This window comes from Nocardioides sp. (assembly GCA_037045645.1).
Taxonomy (GTDB): domain Bacteria; phylum Actinomycetota; class Actinomycetes; order Propionibacteriales; family Nocardioidaceae; genus Nocardioides.
This window is the reverse complement of sequence record JBAOIH010000001.1, coordinates 1,921,531-1,936,689: the sequence shown is the minus strand read 5'-3', so window position 1 is coordinate 1,936,689 and position 15,159 is coordinate 1,921,531. Positions and strand designations below refer to the sequence as shown.

Here is a 15,159-nt window from a genome sequence, read left to right as displayed (position 1 = left end):
CGGATCTCCTTCATTCGAGTCGATGCTTTCTTGTCAGGTGTGGGACGAAACCTGGTCGTCTTGGCGTGGTGGCCACACTTCGGACGCCTGCTCACGGATGCGTCGTCCGAGCTCCTCGTCCTTGGCCTGCTTCTTCCTGGCCTTCTCCAGTCCGCGAGTGTCACGCGCGGGCAACTGCAACTCACGTTCCGCGGCGATCCCGGCCTGCAGTTGCCGACCGCGCTCCAGCTCGGCGTCCAGTTCCGCGCCCAGCAGCAACGCCAGATTGCTGATCCACAAGAACAGCAGTGCGACCACGACTCCGGCTAGCGAGCCGTACGTCTTGTTGTAGCTGGAGAAGTTGGCGACATAGAACGAGAACCCGATCGTGGCCACGATCCAGGTCACAATCGCCACGACGGCGCCCAGGGAGAGCCAGCGGAATTTCGGCTGCTTGACGTTGGGAGTGGCGTAATAGAGCAAGGCCACCACCAAGACGACGACGAAGGCGAGCACCGGCCACTTGGCGATGCCCCATGCGGTCACGGCCGTATCACCGAGCCCGATCAGGTCACCGATTGACTCTGCGAGCGGGCCGGAGATCGCCAGGATCAAGATGGCTGCGGCAAGCAGGACGATGATCACGATGGTGATCAGCACCTGGATCGGCCGCAGTTTCCAGATCGGGCGTCCCTCGCCGACCTCATAGATGCGGTTCATCGCGCGCCCGAACGCGGCGACGTACCCAGAAGCCGTCCACAACGCGCCGAGCAGACCGAGGATGAGCAGGAGGCCGGCACCTTCGACCTGGGAGACCTCGGTGAGCGTGTTTTCGATCGTGCCGAGGGTCGATTCGCTGACTCCGAGCGGTTCGAGCACATCTCGTACGGTCGACACCGTGCGGTCGGCCTGGCCGATCAGACCCAGCACCGACATCAGCGCGATCGCGGCGGGGAAGATGGACAACACCGAGTAGTAGGTGAGAGCCGCGGCCAGGTCGGTGCACTGATCGTCGAGAAATTCGCGGAAGGTCTTGCGGCCGACGTAGAACCACGAGCGCTTGCTCAGGTCGGTGGGGGAGTCGGGCTTGCGCGGATCATCGGGGTCAGGAACGGCGCCCTCTTCGCGGTGTACGCCTTGGGTCGCTTCGCTCACCTGCGACGCCTCCACACCAGGAGTACGAGGGTGGCCGCGAGAGCAGCCCCGGCGATGCCGTAGAGCTCCGGGCGAGGCGCGCCGGTGTCGGTGGTGGCGCGGTCCGCGATCTCGTGGACCCTGGCTTGAGCCTGGGTCTTCACGTCAAGTTTGGCAGCCAACTGGTCGACGGTCTCGCCGAGTTGCTCACGCTGGAGTTCGACCTCTGCCTCGAGCTCTTCGGGCGTCTGGCTCATGAACGCTGTCCTTTCACGGTCGCGATGTCTTCCTTGATGCCCTCGATCGCACGCTCCGGCTTGGGTGAGCCGACCTCGGCCACCTTGTTCTTGCCCTGCACCGCCGCGATGCCCGCCGCAACGGCCAGCACGGCTGCCACGATCAGTCCGGCGGCCCAGTCGGGGACCACGTGAGCCAGTCCCATGATGGCCGTCGCCACCAGCACGGCGAACGTGAAGATCGTGTACGGTGCGCCCACTGTGGGCTCCCGGCTGGTGTTCTCGGATTGACTCATGACTTTCACCGTGCCCGATGGGTGGGCAGGTCACACCACCCGATCGGGTGCGGCCGGAGGCGGGGGAGCGTCCCCGGTGGGCCGTACACTCCGCGATGTGGCGACACCTCCAGGCTCCGGGCGCGGACGCATCCGCGACGAGGACATCGCCGAGGTGCGCGAGAAGGCCCGCATCGACGACGTGGTGTCGGCCTACGTCTCGTTGCGCAACGCCGGTGGCGGCTCGATGAAGGGTCTGTGTCCCTTCCACGACGAGAAGTCCCCCTCGTTCCACGTCACGCCCGCGCGCGGCTTCTTCCACTGCTTCGGCTGCCAGGAGGGCGGCGATGTCATCACCTTCGTGATGAAGATCGACGGCCTTTCCTTCGGTGAGGCTGTCGAGGTCCTCGCCGACAAGGTCGGCGTCCAACTGCGCCGCGAGGATGACGACGGCCGCGCCGACCGGCCGCGCGGCCCGGCTCGCGCCCGCCTGATCGAGGCGCACCGGGTGGCCCAGGAGTTCTATGCCGCCCAACTCAACTCACCAGCGGGACTCGCCGGACGCCAGTTCCTCTCCGAGCGTGGCTTCGACCAAGCCGCGGCGGAGCAGTTCGGCATCGGTTTCGCGCCTCGAGACGGCGACGCCCTGTTGACGCACCTGCGCCAGGGCCGATTCAGCGAGGAGGAGATGGTCGCTGCCGGGCTGGTGGGGCTGGGCAGGGGAGCGTACGACCGCTTCCGCGGCCGTCTGCTGTGGCCGATCCGCGAGTCCAACGGCGACACCATCGGCTTCGGGGCGCGCCGGCTGTTCGACGACGACCGCATCGAGGCCAAATACCTCAACACTCCCGAGACCGCGATCTACAAGAAGAGCAACGTGCTCTACGGCCTCGACCTGGCTCGCCGCGACATCGCCAGAGCGTCACAAGCGGTCGTGGTCGAGGGCTACACCGACGTGATGGCCTGCCACCTCTCTGGCGTGCCCACGGCAGTCGCCACCTGCGGCACCGCGTTCGGCGATGACCATGCCCGGATCCTGCGTCGCTTCCTGATGGACCACGAGGAGTTCCGCGGTGAGGTGATCTTCACCTTCGACGGCGACGCCGCCGGGCAGAAGGCCGCCCTGCGTGCCTTCGAGGGCGATCAGAACTTCGTCTCGCAGACATATGTGGCGGTTGAGCCGAGCGGTCTGGATCCTTGTGACTTGCGGCTGAAAGAGGGTGATGCGGCCGTACGCGAACTCGTCGCGCGCCGGATCCCGCTCTACCGGTTCGTGTTGAGCAACGTGGTGTCGAAGTACGACCTCGATCGGGCCGACGGACGTGTCGACGCCCTGCGGGAGGCGGCCCGGTTGGTGTCCTCGATCCGGGACCGCTCCAAGGTGGACGCTTTCGCACGCGAACTCGCCGGCATGGTCGGCGTGGACGTCGAGGACGCACGCGCCGAGGTCAAACGAGCCGGCAACCGCCCGCCCCCCGAGCGGAGGCGTACGACCACCCGCCAGGCGGAGCAGCAGCCTGCCGAGCCGGTCGCCCCGCAACGGCAGCTGCCTGATCTGCGCGACCCACGCTTCGCGCTGGAGCGGGAGAGTCTCAAGGTGATCCTCCAACACCCCCACGCGGTGGTGGCACATGTGGCGGATCTGGGCAGCAACGACTTCATCCATCCGGTCTATCGGGGCGTGTGGGAGTTGATTGCGGGTTCGGGAGGCCCCGCCGCTGCCACGGATGATTGGCTGTCCCGGTTGCGAGACTCTGGGCCTTCCCCCGAGGTGTCCTCCGCGCTCTCGGCACTTGCCGTCGAGCCGTTGCCTCGTGACAAGGAGCCCGACGATGCCTATGTCGCGGCCCACATCTACCGGCTTCAGGAACTCACCGCTGCGCGCCGGATCGCCCAGTTGAAGTCCAAGCTTCCAGCGCACCAATCCGGTGTCCGAAGCCACGGCGTACAACCGGATGTTCGGTGAGCTGGTGGCGCTCGAGCAGCACCGAAGGCGTCTTCGTGAGCGAGCGGTGGGGGTTTCATGAGTCCGCTGAACCCTTGGGGCCGGCGCGAGCGACTCCATGTCGAGGTTGCTCCGGGCGAGCGGCTGCTGGCGAGTTGTCGTACGCGTGACGGTGCGGTCCTGGGCGGCACCCGGGCGGCGCTCTATCTGCCGACGGGGCGGGTGCCCTGGGAGTCGGTGCAGGCGGCCGACTGGGATCGGGAGTCGGAGACCTTGCGGGTGAGCGAGGTCGGTGACTGGGGTGCCGAGCGCCCGATTCACACGTTCGTCCTCGACGAGCCGGGAGACCTGCTCACCCTCGTACACGAGCGCGTCCAGGCCACCCTCGTCGTCCAGCGTCACGCGGCGGTGACGGGCAGGTTGGGCCTTCGGGTCATCGCGCGCCGGGCGCCGCAACTGCGGGCGAGGACGGACGAAGGCTCGGTCTTGCGTTGGTACTTCGAGTACGACGAAGGGCTCGACCCGGACGATCCGGAAGTCCGTCGCGTGGCGCAAGCGGCACTGCGTGCGGCTCGCTCCGATGTCGGCGACCTGTGACGTGCAGGCCGATTCGGCACACGCCGACGGGCTTGCTAAAGTTCTGCCTCGCTGCCTAAGCGATCCCCTGTAGCTCAACTGGCAGAGCATTCGGCTGTTAACCGGAGGGTTGTTGGTTCGAGTCCAACCGGGGGAGCAAAGGAAGGCTCTTGAGGGAAACCTCGAGAGCCTTCCGGCATTTCCCGGCACCCCAACCGAATCGAACACGTGTTCTAATATCTCCCATGGCCAGGGGCGGATACGGCAACACGGGCGTGCCACTGCACGAGCGCGTCCGTGTCGATGTCACCGACGCCCGCGCGGGCGCCTGCCCTGCGAAGCATTGCTGGATCTCGCTGCCCGTCGACGGCTCGGAGCCCAGGCCCGGACTGTTGCTGGAATGGCGCAAGGGGGACGTGGGCCGCTGGGAGGGACGCGTGGTCTACGTAGCCGCCTTGCGTCCCGGCGCCTGGGCGACCGTCGAAGAGTGGATCCCGGCCGAGTTGCTCACGACCGGGTGATCAGCCGCCCCAGCCCAGCGGCAACACCTCGAAGGCCACGGCCAGCGGCGCGTCGAACCGCTGACCGGCCTGCCGGGCGATGCCCTCGAGGAACTCGCGGGCATCCCAGCCCTCCCAGCCGAGTCCGTCGATGTAGGCCCGGTGTGCCTCCAGCGAGGCCACTCCGGCGTCGAACGACTCGGTGATGTCCACGGCGTGGTTCGCCTGCGGTGATCCTCCGGCCCAGACGGCCCGTACGCCTCCCCATGGCTCCAGGCCGTCGACGAGTTGCTCGGGGAAGATCCAGCGATTCCCGGCGTCTCGAACCGCATCGAGCAACGCCTTTCCGACCGCGATGTGATCGGCCTGATTGAGCATCGCGCCCCCGAAGGTGTCTCGGAAGTTGATCGTCAGCACGATCTCGGGGCGGTGACGGCGCACCACCTCGGCAAGCGTGCGTCGCAACGGCACGCCGTACTCCAAGATCCCGTCCGGCAATCGGAGGAAGTCGCACTCCGAGACCCCCACAGCGGCGCAGGCGGCGAGTTGCTCCTGCTCGCGCAGCGGCCCCGCCTCTGCGGGGGTGAGGCCGTCGATGCCTGCCTCACCCGAGGTGACCATGCAGTACGTGATGTGCTTGCCCTGCCCGGTCCACCGCGCGACCGCGGCCGCCGACCCGTACTCCATGTCGTCGGGATGCGCGACGACCGCCAAGGCTCGATTCCAGTCCTCCGGCAGTGCCTCAAGTCTCTCCATGAGTCGAGCATGGCAGGTGCAGGGGGTCCGCGGTACGGCCGTCTGCGTACGAGAGGCCAGCGCCGCATCGGCGCAGGCCCCTCGTTACGCTTCGCATCTGACCCGGCACGGGGCGGTAGCTCAGTTGGTAGAGCCGGAGACTCATAATCTCCTATGCGCGGGTTCGAGTCCCGCCCGCCCCACTACCGTTCTGCGGCGATCAACAACCTGCCGTCCTGCCGGGTCAGCGTGAGCACGGGGTCGTCGGAGAATCCGCCGCCCTCGCGATCGACGTACGCCACGTGATAGTGCACCTCTCCGGTCGCGGGATCAGCCTCCAGGTCGCTCAAGGTGGCCTTCTCGAAGTCCCTCCAGAAGTCGCGGTACGCCTTCTTGCCGCCGCTGGCCTCCTGGAAGGTGGGCGTCAGCAACTTCCAGGACCGGTTCGGGTTCTTCACCACGAGCGCGAGGTACTGCTCGACGAACGTACGCATCTCGTCGGCGTCCATGTCGGTGCTCGGCGGCGTTGTGGCGGAGGACTGGCTGGTCGTCGAGGTCGCGGAGGTATCCGACGGAGTCGGTGCCGCTGTCGGCCCCGGATCGTGGTTGAGCCACCAGATCAGGCCCAGCGTGAGCAGCAGTGCCAACGCGGCGATCCCCACCAGCGTGGTGGTCACCCCCGGCCGAGATCGGTGTCGGGCGGGAGCGGGCGCGAGGGGTGGCAACGTAGTGGTGCGCTCGGAGGGTGGGTGCGCCGCGGAACGGTGACCCCCGACCCCGGGTGGGGCAGGTCGAGTCCCGCGGGCCGCGAACTCGCGTACCTGCGCCATCGTCCAGCGGTCGGCAGGGTCCTTGGCCAACGTGCCTTCGACCAGGGGCGCCAGCCAACCTGACTCCCGGGGCCGCGGGGGAACGTCGTTGACGATCTCGAACAGGGTCCCCAGGACGTTCTCTTTGGCGTCGTACGGGGGGCGCCCCTCCAGCATGTGGAAGAGGGTCGCGCCGAGTGACCACACGTCCGCGGAGGCCAGCGCCAGCCGTCCCGAGGCAACCTCGGGAGCCAGATACGCCGGCGATCCTGTGAGCAACCCGGTCTGCGTGAGCTGGGCGTCCTGCTCGGCACGCGCGATCCCGAAGTCCGTGATCTTGGCGGACCCCTTCTCGTCCAACATGATGTTGGATGGCTTGACGTCTCGATGCGTGATGCCGATCGCGTGTGCGGCAGCCAGCGCGTCCGCCGCTTGCGCCACGATCTGGGCGCTGCGCTCCACCGTCAGGGCGCCATGGTCGCGCACGTACGTCCCGAGGTCGGTGCCCTCGACGTACTCCATCACCAGCCACTGCCGACCGTCCTCATGGACGAGGTCATAGACCGCGACGATGTGGGGATGGTTGACGCTCGCGGCGAGCTTCGCCTCGCGGGCGGCTCGCTGGAGATCGGGACTGTCGATGCCCGGCACCAAGCCGATCTGCTTCATGGCTACGTCACGGCCCAGCACCTCGTCGTGGCCCAGCCAGACTGCCCCCATGCCGCCACGGCCCACTTCGCGCAGCAACGCATAGCGACCGGCAATCACCGGGCCAGCCTAGGTCGAGGGTCCTTGGGTCTCAGCCGGACGCGGCTCCTAGGCAGCGATGCGGCAAACTGGTCACCCGTGAGCACACCCCACATTCTTGACGATCTCGAGTGGCGCGGCCTGGTCGCGCATTCCACCGATCGCGATGCGCTGCGTACCGCCCTCGGCGAGGAGCGCCTCAAGTTCTATGTGGGGTTCGACCCCACCGCTCCGAGCCTGCACATGGGCAACCTGGTGCAGCTCACCACCGCCCGGCGACTGCAGGAAGCCGGTCACACGCCATACCTTCTGGTCGGCGGCGCCACGGGCATGATCGGCGACCCTCGCGACAGTGGCGAACGCACCCTCAACACTGCGGACACGGTCGCTGCCTGGACCGAGAAACTGCGTGCCCAGGTGTCTCGCTTCGTCGAGGTGGACGGGGATAATCAGGCCGTCCTGGTCAACAACTTCGACTGGACCGACGGCCTGTCGGTTATCGAGTTCCTACGTGACATCGGAAAGCACTTTCCGGTCAACCGCATGCTGGCGCGCGACACGGTCAAGCGCCGCCTTGAGTCCGGCATCAGTTACACCGAGTTCTCGTACGTGCTGCTCCAGTCGATGGACTACCTGCACCTCTTCCGCGAGCACGGGGTCAGCCTGCAACACGGGGCGACCGATCAGTGGGGCAACATCACCGCGGGCGCCGAACTGATCCGCCGCGTGACGGGGGAGACCGCGCACGCCTTCGTGACGCCGCTGATCACCAAGGCCGACGGCACCAAGTACGGCAAGACCGAGGGCGGTGCGCTGTGGTTGGACGCCGAGATGATGTCGCCGTACGCCTTTCACCAGTTCTGGCTCAACGTCGAGGACGTCAAGGTGGGCGAGATGCTGCGGATCTTCACGTTCCTCTCGCGCGAGGAGATCGAGGACCTGGAGGGACAACAGGCGGACAAGCCGTTCCTACGCGCGGGACAGAAGGCCCTAGCCGATGCCGTGACGACGTTCGTACACGGCGAGGCGGAGACCTCGTCGGCCAAGGCCGCGGCTGCGGCGCTGTTCGGAGGAGCCGACCTGCGCGAGGTCCCGGAGGCGACCTTGGCCGCAGCGTTGCACGAGACCGGTACGGTCACCGCGGCGCACGGGTCCACCGTGGTCGATCTGATGGTCGAGGCGGGACTGTCCAAGGGACGAGGCGAGGCGCGACGCGTCATCGGTGAAGGCGGCGCGTACCTGAACAACGGTCGTGTCGAGGACCCCGACCTGGCTCCCACTGACAGCGATCTGATCGCCGGTCGCTGGCTGGTGCTGCGTCGTGGGAAGAAGCAGATGGCGGGCGTCGAACTCGTCAGGGCGTGAACCCCGATCGAGTCGCCACTCGCCATCGGCGTGTGCACTCAGCCTCGGCGCGCCACACCTCGGTCATCGCAATGAAGGCCGAGGTGAAGTCCTCGGCAACTCCGTCGACCTCCGCGTTCTTCACGAACTGGAAGAACGCGTCCTTCTTCGCCAGAAGCATCGACGAACACGCTGATGTGAACTTGAACGGCACCGTGATGATCCCGTGGTGGCGTCAGCCTCCGGCGGAGGTCCGCTGTAGGTGGTGGCGTACGCGTAGTACCGCTTACCCGAGTACGTCACCGACGCGCCCGTCGCGGTCATCGGGGGCCCACTTGTTGCCGGTGGACTCCGTGAACACCAGACCGTTCTCTGGCAGATAGACGGTCAGCACCAGCAAGTACGACTTCACCATGGAGGCGTCCGAGATCTGGAAACCCCGATGCGCAACCGTGCCGCGAGCGATCGTCCCGTCGAGTATGTACTTCGTGCCCGCAGGACACGGGGAGTTGATTCCGCTCGTGAAGGACGAGTAGATCCCGACGGTGGCGAGTGGTGTGTGCACAACCGTCGCGGCAACGGCGGGAGCCGCGCTGGTGACTGCCACCGCAGGAATTGACCAGGCGGCTGCCTGCACGAGGCGTCGCTGGGAAGGGTCTTGCTTTGTCATCTCTGTCTTCCCCTCTTGGAAGCAGTGTCGTTGGCGCGGGCGCACGCGCGCCACTCGCATGCGTACGCGCACACGAGTTCAACGGACAGCCCGAGCTGTCCGGATGCAGGTCGGGAACTCAGCCCTCGCCGCCGCCTCCACCCAGGTCACCGAAGCAGTGGTCCTCGTTGATCCCGCCCCAGTTGCCGTGCACCAGGCAGTCCTGCCCCTTGGTCGGCTGCGGGTCCGGACGACACGGTCTTCCGGTCGCACCGTGGTCACAACCGTCGACCTGTTCTTGGTGTGCCCGCCCGTTGCCCGGGTCGGCCGAGGCGATCCCGGCCACACCGATCCCGGTGCCGAGTGCGAGCGCCCCACTGAACGCAATGCTGATGAACGTACGTCGAATCGACATACCTGATCCCCCTTGTGAACTCTGCGATGTGTGTCGCGGGGCTAAGTGGCGGGGGTCACGTCGCGTCGATTTGCGCGCCCGGGACGCGCCCTCTAATGTTTCCTTCTGTCGCCGGGTGCGACGGGGAGCAACACCGCCAAGCGGGGGGGCTCCCGGCCCCGAGACCGAACCACAGCGTCAACCGCAAGCCGCCGATTTGGCAGGCCGGACAACATCTCGCTAAGGTTCCAGACCTTGCCCCGATCGGGACGCCTGAAAGGCTGACTACCGGGTGCGTCTGATTTTTGAGAACTCAACAGTGTGTTTGATAGTCGACGAATTATTTTTGTTTGCCTCGTCATCTTTTTTGGGTGGCGGTTTTTTGATGATTCTGGATCCGTTTGGGTTTGTGAATTTGTCAGGGTTTCTTTTTCGAGTTTTCGATGGAGAGTTTGATCCTGGCTCAGGACGAACGCTGGCGGCGTGCTTAACACATGCAAGTCGAGCGGAAAGGCCCACTTGTGGGTACTCGAGCGGCGAACGGGTGAGTAACACGTGAGTAATCTGCCCTCTACTTTGGGATAGCCACCGGAAACGGTGATTAATACCGGATATGACATACTGGCGCATGTTGGTGTGTGGAAACTTTTTGGGTAGGGGATGTGCTCGCGGCCTATCAGCTTGATGGTGGGGTAATGGCCTACCATGGCTTCGACGGGTAGCCGGCCTGAGAGGGTGACCGGTCACACTGGGACTGAGACACGGCCCAGACTCCTACGGGAGGCAGCAGTGGGGAATATTGGACAATGGGCGGAAGCCTGATCCAGCAACGCCGCGTGAGGGATGACGGCCTTCGGGTTGTAAACCTCTTTCATCACAGACGAAGCCTTTGGGTGACGGTATGTGGAGAAGAAGCACCGGCCAACTACGTGCCAGCAGCCGCGGTAATACGTAGGGTGCGAGCGTTGTCCGGAATTATTGGGCGTAAAGGGCTCGTAGGCGGTTTGTCGCGTCGGGAGTGAAATCCATGGGCTTAACTTATGGCTTGCTTTCGATACGGGCAGACTAGAGGTATGCAGGGGAGAACGGAATTCCTGGTGTAGCGGTGAAATGCGCAGATATCAGGAGGAACACCGGTGGCGAAGGCGGTTCTCTGGGCATGTCCTGACGCTGAGGAGCGAAAGTGTGGGGAGCGAACAGGATTAGATACCCTGGTAGTCCACACCGTAAACGTTGGGCGCTAGGTGTGGGATCCATTCCACGGGTTCCGTGCCGTAGCTAACGCATTAAGCGCCCCGCCTGGGGAGTACGGCCGCAAGGCTAAAACTCAAAGGAATTGACGGGGGCCCGCACAAGCGGCGGAGCATGCGGATTAATTCGATGCAACGCGAAGAACCTTACCTGGGTTTGACATACATCCTGCCGCTCCAGAGATGGGGCTTCTTTTGGGGGTGTACAGGTGGTGCATGGCTGTCGTCAGCTCGTGTCGTGAGATGTTGGGTTAAGTCCCGCAACGAGCGCAACCCTTGTCGCATGTTGCCAGCAGCACCTTTGGGTGGCTGGGGACTCATGCGAGACTGCCGGGGTCAACTCGGAGGAAGGTGGGGATGACGTCAAGTCATCATGCCCCTTATGTCCAGGGCTTCACGCATGCTACAATGGCCGGTACAGAGGGCTGCGATCCCGTGAGGGGGAGCGAATCCCAAAAAGCCGGTCTCAGTTCGGATTGGGGTCTGCAACTCGACCCCATGAAGTCGGAGTCGCTAGTAATCGCAGATCAGCAACGCTGCGGTGAATACGTTCCCGGGCCTTGTACACACCGCCCGTCACGTCACGAAAGTCGGCAACACCCGAAGCCGGTGGCCTAACCCCTTGTGGGAGGGAGCCGTCGAAGGTGGGGCTGGTGATTGGGACGAAGTCGTAACAAGGTAGCCGTACCGGAAGGTGCGGCTGGATCACCTCCTTTCTAAGGAGCACACCAACGTTGATCGCCTCGCAGTTCGTGGGGTGTGTGGTTTGGGTGTTCGCTAGTGGAGTCGTCGATGTTCATCGTGTGGGTGGCCCTGTGTGGTTGTCTGGAGTGTGGCAATGCTTCGGGTGGTCTGGGTTGTCTGTGTGGTGGTCAAGCACATTGTTGGGTGTCTGAGGGATCAGGCGCTGTTGGGTGGCTGGTTTTTCTTTGTGGCCTGGCATTGAGAGCGTTTCCTGTGTGGGGGCGGTTTTGGTGGTTGGGGTGTGTTGTTTGAGATTTGTATAGTGGACGCGAGCATCTTTTGTAGTTTGTAATGTTTTGCGCGATCGCAGCCTGCGTGTACACCGTGTGTGTGGTGGGTTGTGTGTTTTTTGTGTGTGGCAAGCTATGAAGGGCACATGGTGGATGCCTTGGCATCAAGAGCCGATGAAGGACGTTGGAGCCTGCGATAAGCCCTGGGGAGTTGGCAACCGAGCGTTGATCCGGGGGTGTCCGAATGGGGAAACCTAGCACGAGTCATGTCGTGTTACCTGCACCTGAATGAAATAGGGTGTGTGGAGGGAACGCCGGGAAGTGAAACATCTCAGTACCGGTAGGAAGAGAAAACAATAGTGATTCCGAGAGTAGTGGCGAGCGAAATCGGATGAGGCTAAACCGCGGTTGTGTGATACCCGGCAGGGGTTGCAGTCGTGGGGTTGTGGGGCGTGTCTTACCTGGTCTGCCGGCTGGGTGCGCAGTAAGAAATCATGCACGAAGTTGAAGTCCCTTGGGATGGGGTGCCGTAGAGGGTGAGAGCCCCGTATGCGTATGTGTGTGACTGTGTTGGCGCGTTTCCCAAGTAGCACGGAACTCCAGAAATTCTGTGTGAATCTGGCGGGACCACCCGTTAAGCCTAAATACTCCTTGATGACCGATAGCGGACAAGTACCGTGAGGGAAAGGTGAAAAGTACCCCTGGCGGGGAGTGAAATAGTACCTGAAACCGTGTGCCTACAATCCGTCAGAGCCTGTGAGGGTGATGGCGTGCCTTTTGAAGAATGAGCCTGCGAGTTTGCGGTGTGTGGCAAGGTTAACCCGTGTGGGGTAGCCGTAGCGAAAGCGAGTCCTAATAGGGCGGTTTAGTCGCGCGCTCAAGACCCGAAGCGGAGTGATCTATCCATGGGCAGGTTGAAGCGTCGGTAAGACGACGTGGAGGACCGAACCCACCTAGGTTGAAAACTGGGGGGATGACCTGTGGATAGGGGTGAAAGGCCAATCAAACTCCGTGATAGCTGGTTCTCCCCGAAATGCATTTAGGTGCAGCGTTGCGTGTTTCTTGCCGGAGGTAGAGCACTGGATAGCCGATGGGCCCTACAAGGTTACTGACGTTAGCCAAACTCCGAATGCCGGTAAGTGAGAGCGCAGCAGTGAGACTGCGGGGGATAAGCTCCGTAGTCGAGAGGGAAACAGCCCAGACCATCAGCTGAAGGCCCCTAAGCGGTGACTAAGTGGAAAAGGATGTGGAGTCGCAGTGACAACCAGGAGGTTGGCTTGGAAGCAGCCACCCTTGAAAGAGTGCGTAATAGCTCACTGGTCAAGTGATTCCGCGCCGACAATGTAGCGGGGCTCAAGTCATCCGCCGAAGCTATGGCATTCATGCGTAACACAAGCCGCCTTTGTGGTTGGTTCAGTGGTGTGGATGGGTAGGGGAGCGTCGTGTCACCAGGGAAGCGCCACAGTGATGTAGGTGTGGAGGTGACACGAGTGAGAATGCAGGCATGAGTAGCGAATCATATGTGAGAAACATGTGCGCCGAATGATCAAGGGTTCCAGGGTCAAGCTGAATCTGCCCTGGGTAAGTCGGGACCTAAGGCGAGGCCGACAGGCGTAGTCGATGGACAACCAGTTGATATTCTGGTACCGGCAAAGTAGCGCCCATGACGAGGTCCGTGATGCTAACCACCCGAAGCACCCATCAGTTCTCCTTCGGGAGAGCAGTGGTGTGTGGAGCGTGGGACCCGAGCGGGTAGTAGTCAAGCGATGGGGTGACGCAGGAAGGTAGTCCAACCACGGCGATGGTAGTCCGTGGCCAAGCATGTAGGACGAACTCTTAGGCAAATCCGGGAGTTCATAGGTCTGAGGTGTGATGGGGAGCCGTTTATGGTGAAGTGGGTGATCCTATGCTGTCGAGAAAAACCTCTAGCGAGCTATGCGCCGCCCGTACCCCAAACCGACTCAGGTGATCAGGTAGAGAATACCAAGGCGATCGAGCGAACCATGGTTAAGGAACTCGGCAAAATACCCCCGTAACTTCGGGAGAAGGGGGACCCATCTCGTGAACCACCTTGCGTGGGGAAGCGGGTGTGGGTCGCAGAGACCAGGCCCAAGCGACTGTTTACTAAAAACACAGGTCCGTGCGAAGTTGTAAGACGATGTATACGGACTGACTCCTGCCCGGTGCTGGAAGGTTAAGAGGACCGGTTAGACCCTTCGGGGTCGAAGCTGAGAATTTAAGCCCCAGTAAACGGCGGTGGTAACTATAACCATCCTAAGGTAGCGAAATTCCTTGTCGGGTAAGTTCCGACCTGCACGAATGGAGTAACGACTTGGGCGCTGTCTCAACCATGGACTCGGCGAAATTGCACTACGAGTAAAGATGCTCGTTACGCGCGGCAGGACGGAAAGACCCCGGGACCTTTACTATAGTTTGGTATTGGTGTTTGGTTCGGCTTGTGTAGGATAGGTGGGAGACTGTGAAACCTCGACGCCAGTTGGGGTGGAGTCAACGTTGAAATACCACTCTGGTCGTACTAGATATCTAACCTCGGACCGTGATCCGGTTCAGGGACAGTGCCTGATGGGTAGTTTAACTGGGGCGGTTGCCTCCTAAAATGTAACGGAGGCGCTCAAAGGTTCCCTCAGCCTGGTTGGCAATCAGGTGTCGAGTGTAAGTGCACAAGGGAGCTTGACTGTGAGACAGACATGTCGAGCAGGGACGAAAGTCGGAACTAGTGATCTGGCCACGGCATGTGGAAGCGTGGTCACTCAACGGATAAAAGGTACCCCGGGGATAACAGGCTGATCTTCCCCAAGAGTCCATATCGACGGGATGGTTTGGCACCTCGATGTCGGCTCGTCGCATCCTGGGGCTGGAGTAGGTCCCAAGGGTTGGGCTGTTCGCCCATTAAAGCGGCACGCGAGCTGGGTTTAGAACGTCGTGAGACAGTTCGGTCCCTATCCGCCGCGCGCGCAGGAAACTTGAGAAAGGCTGTCCCTAGTACGAGAGGACCGGGATGGACGAACCTCTGGTGTGCCAGTTGTTCCGCCAGGAGCACGGCTGGTTAGCTACGTTCGGAAGTGATAACCGCTGAACGCATCTAAGCGGGAAGCACGTTTCAAGATAAGGTTTCCCACCCCCATTGAGGGGTTAAGGCCCCCACCAGACTAGTGGGTTGATAGGCCGGAGGTGTACAGCAGCAATGCCCAGCCGACCGGTACTAATAGGCCGAGGGCTTGCCCCCAAACACAAACAAACCCGCGCAACGTAACAAACACAACCAAGAAACTCGCGTCCCTATACAAAATCTGAAACAACAAACCCAACCCCCCCGGCCAATACCCCGGGGGGACCACAACAAGAATGGGATAGTTGAATAGAGTTACGGCGGCCACAGCGAGAGGGAAACACCCGGACCCATCCCGAACCCGGAAGTTAAGCCTCTCAGCGCCGATGGTACTGCAACCGAGAGGCTGTGGGAGAGTAGGACGCCGCCGAACACACACCACGCTGTAGCGGGCCCACACGGGCCCGCTACACGCAATTATGACGCCTATCGGCAGATGCGGAGCGCCAGGCGTTCTGCGTGAGTCGCGCCCCCGTTAAGGT

Annotated in this window: 12 protein-coding genes, 2 tRNA genes and 3 rRNA genes; 9 read left to right on the top strand and 8 right to left on the bottom strand. The window is 62.9% G+C overall.

Features of this window, described 5'->3' with window-relative positions; all coding sequences use genetic code 11:
• Positions 1-33: 33 nt before the first annotated feature.
• The 3 genes from V9G04_09590 to V9G04_09580 are packed head-to-tail and all read right to left on the bottom strand — an operon-like array spanning position 34 to position 1,645.
• Positions 34-1,134 (bottom strand): YihY/virulence factor BrkB family protein, encoded by a 1,101-nt coding sequence (locus V9G04_09590; GenBank protein ID MEI2713522.1) that lies wholly within the window; start codon positions 1,132-1,134, stop codon positions 34-36.
• The gene (locus V9G04_09585) at positions 1,131-1,370 is read right to left on the bottom strand and encodes a DUF3618 domain-containing protein (GenBank protein MEI2713521.1); all 240 of its coding nucleotides are present in this window, start codon (positions 1,368-1,370) and stop codon (positions 1,131-1,133) included. The genes V9G04_09590 and V9G04_09585 overlap by 4 nt, the downstream gene beginning before the upstream one ends.
• Positions 1,367-1,645, bottom strand: a complete 279-nt coding sequence (locus V9G04_09580; protein MEI2713520.1) for a phage holin family protein — start codon at positions 1,643-1,645, stop codon at positions 1,367-1,369. The genes V9G04_09585 and V9G04_09580 overlap by 4 nt, the downstream gene beginning before the upstream one ends.
• Positions 1,646-1,742: 97 nt before the next feature.
• Here V9G04_09580 and dnaG point away from each other — a divergent pair, with 97 nt between their 5' ends.
• The 4 genes from dnaG to V9G04_09560 all read left to right on the top strand — a co-directional run bounded on the left by dnaG (position 1,743) and on the right by V9G04_09560 (position 4,666).
• The gene (gene dnaG, locus V9G04_09575; GenBank protein MEI2713519.1) at positions 1,743-3,590 is read left to right on the top strand and encodes a DNA primase; all 1,848 of its coding nucleotides are present in this window, start codon (positions 1,743-1,745) and stop codon (positions 3,588-3,590) included.
• Positions 3,591-3,647: 57 nt separating this feature from the next.
• The gene (locus V9G04_09570) at positions 3,648-4,166 is read left to right on the top strand and encodes a hypothetical protein (protein MEI2713518.1); all 519 of its coding nucleotides are present in this window, start codon (positions 3,648-3,650) and stop codon (positions 4,164-4,166) included.
• Between the two features lie 63 nt (positions 4,167-4,229).
• A tRNA-Asn gene (locus V9G04_09565) sits at positions 4,230-4,302 on the top strand.
• A gap of 88 nt (positions 4,303-4,390) precedes the next feature.
• On the top strand, positions 4,391-4,666 hold the full coding sequence (locus V9G04_09560) for a hypothetical protein (GenBank protein ID MEI2713517.1): 276 nt from the start codon (positions 4,391-4,393) through the stop codon (positions 4,664-4,666).
• Here V9G04_09560 and V9G04_09555 read toward each other — a convergent pair whose 3' ends face one another.
• Complete coding sequence (locus V9G04_09555) at positions 4,667-5,401, bottom strand: PIG-L deacetylase family protein (GenBank protein MEI2713516.1); 735 nt, start codon at positions 5,399-5,401, stop codon at positions 4,667-4,669.
• Positions 5,402-5,510: 109 nt separating this feature from the next.
• Between V9G04_09555 and V9G04_09550 the strand changes: the two genes are divergently transcribed.
• Positions 5,511-5,583: transfer RNA gene (locus tag V9G04_09550), tRNA-Ile, on the top strand.
• Here the strand turns inward: V9G04_09550 and V9G04_09545 are convergent.
• A complete protein-coding gene (locus V9G04_09545) occupies positions 5,584-6,957 on the bottom strand; it encodes a serine/threonine-protein kinase (protein MEI2713515.1) in 1,374 nt (457 codons plus the stop codon). It abuts the tRNA gene before it with no gap.
• Positions 6,958-7,035: 78 nt separating this feature from the next.
• Here V9G04_09545 and tyrS point away from each other — a divergent pair, with 78 nt between their 5' ends.
• Positions 7,036-8,301 (top strand): tyrosine--tRNA ligase, encoded by a 1,266-nt coding sequence (gene tyrS / locus V9G04_09540; protein ID MEI2713514.1) that lies wholly within the window; start codon positions 7,036-7,038, stop codon positions 8,299-8,301.
• On the opposite strand, the gene V9G04_09535 is transcribed toward tyrS, so the two are convergent.
• The 3 genes from V9G04_09535 to V9G04_09525 all read right to left on the bottom strand — a co-directional run bounded on the left by V9G04_09535 (position 8,291) and on the right by V9G04_09525 (position 9,344).
• The gene (locus tag V9G04_09535) at positions 8,291-8,461 is read right to left on the bottom strand and encodes a hypothetical protein (protein ID MEI2713513.1); all 171 of its coding nucleotides are present in this window, start codon (positions 8,459-8,461) and stop codon (positions 8,291-8,293) included. The genes tyrS and V9G04_09535 overlap by 11 nt on opposite strands.
• 105 nt (positions 8,462-8,566) lie before the next feature.
• Positions 8,567-8,950 carry a hypothetical protein gene (locus V9G04_09530; protein ID MEI2713512.1) on the bottom strand — a complete coding sequence of 128 codons (384 nt, stop codon included), beginning with the start codon at positions 8,948-8,950 and terminating at the stop codon, positions 8,567-8,569.
• 118 nt (positions 8,951-9,068) lie between these two features.
• Entirely contained in the window at positions 9,069-9,344 is a 276-nt protein-coding gene (locus tag V9G04_09525; protein ID MEI2713511.1) for a hypothetical protein, read from the bottom strand.
• Positions 9,345-9,763: 419 nt separating this feature from the next.
• Between V9G04_09525 and V9G04_09520 the strand changes: the two genes are divergently transcribed.
• The 3 genes from V9G04_09520 to rrf all read left to right on the top strand — a co-directional run bounded on the left by V9G04_09520 (position 9,764) and on the right by rrf (position 15,050).
• Positions 9,764-11,289: ribosomal RNA gene (locus tag V9G04_09520) — 16S ribosomal RNA — on the top strand.
• A 384-nt stretch (positions 11,290-11,673) separates the two neighbouring features.
• Positions 11,674-14,794, top strand: a 23S ribosomal RNA gene (locus V9G04_09515).
• Between the two features lie 139 nt (positions 14,795-14,933).
• Positions 14,934-15,050: ribosomal RNA gene (gene rrf, locus V9G04_09510) — 5S ribosomal RNA — on the top strand.
• Together the 16S, 23S and 5S rRNA genes form the textbook arrangement of a ribosomal RNA operon.
• The last annotated feature ends 109 nt before the right edge of the window (positions 15,051-15,159 follow it).

Bases quoted from the DNA above. Each gene is read 5' to 3' on its own strand.
- V9G04_09585 (MEI2713521.1), bottom strand. From the start codon at position 1,370: ATGAGCCAGACGCCCGAAGAGCTCGAGGCAGAGGTCGAACTCCAGCGT.
- V9G04_09580 (MEI2713520.1), bottom strand. From the start codon at position 1,645: ATGAGTCAATCCGAGAACACCAGCCGGGAGCCCACAGTGGGCGCACCG.
- V9G04_09570 (MEI2713518.1), top strand. From the start codon at position 3,648: ATGAGTCCGCTGAACCCTTGGGGCCGGCGCGAGCGACTCCATGTCGAG.
- V9G04_09560 (MEI2713517.1), top strand. From the start codon at position 4,391: ATGGCCAGGGGCGGATACGGCAACACGGGCGTGCCACTGCACGAGCGC.
- V9G04_09555 (MEI2713516.1), bottom strand. From the start codon at position 5,401: ATGGAGAGACTTGAGGCACTGCCGGAGGACTGGAATCGAGCCTTGGCG.
- V9G04_09535 (MEI2713513.1), bottom strand. From the start codon at position 8,461: ATGCTTCTGGCGAAGAAGGACGCGTTCTTCCAGTTCGTGAAGAACGCG.
- V9G04_09530 (MEI2713512.1), bottom strand. From the start codon at position 8,950: ATGACAAAGCAAGACCCTTCCCAGCGACGCCTCGTGCAGGCAGCCGCC.
- V9G04_09525 (MEI2713511.1), bottom strand. From the start codon at position 9,344: ATGTCGATTCGACGTACGTTCATCAGCATTGCGTTCAGTGGGGCGCTC.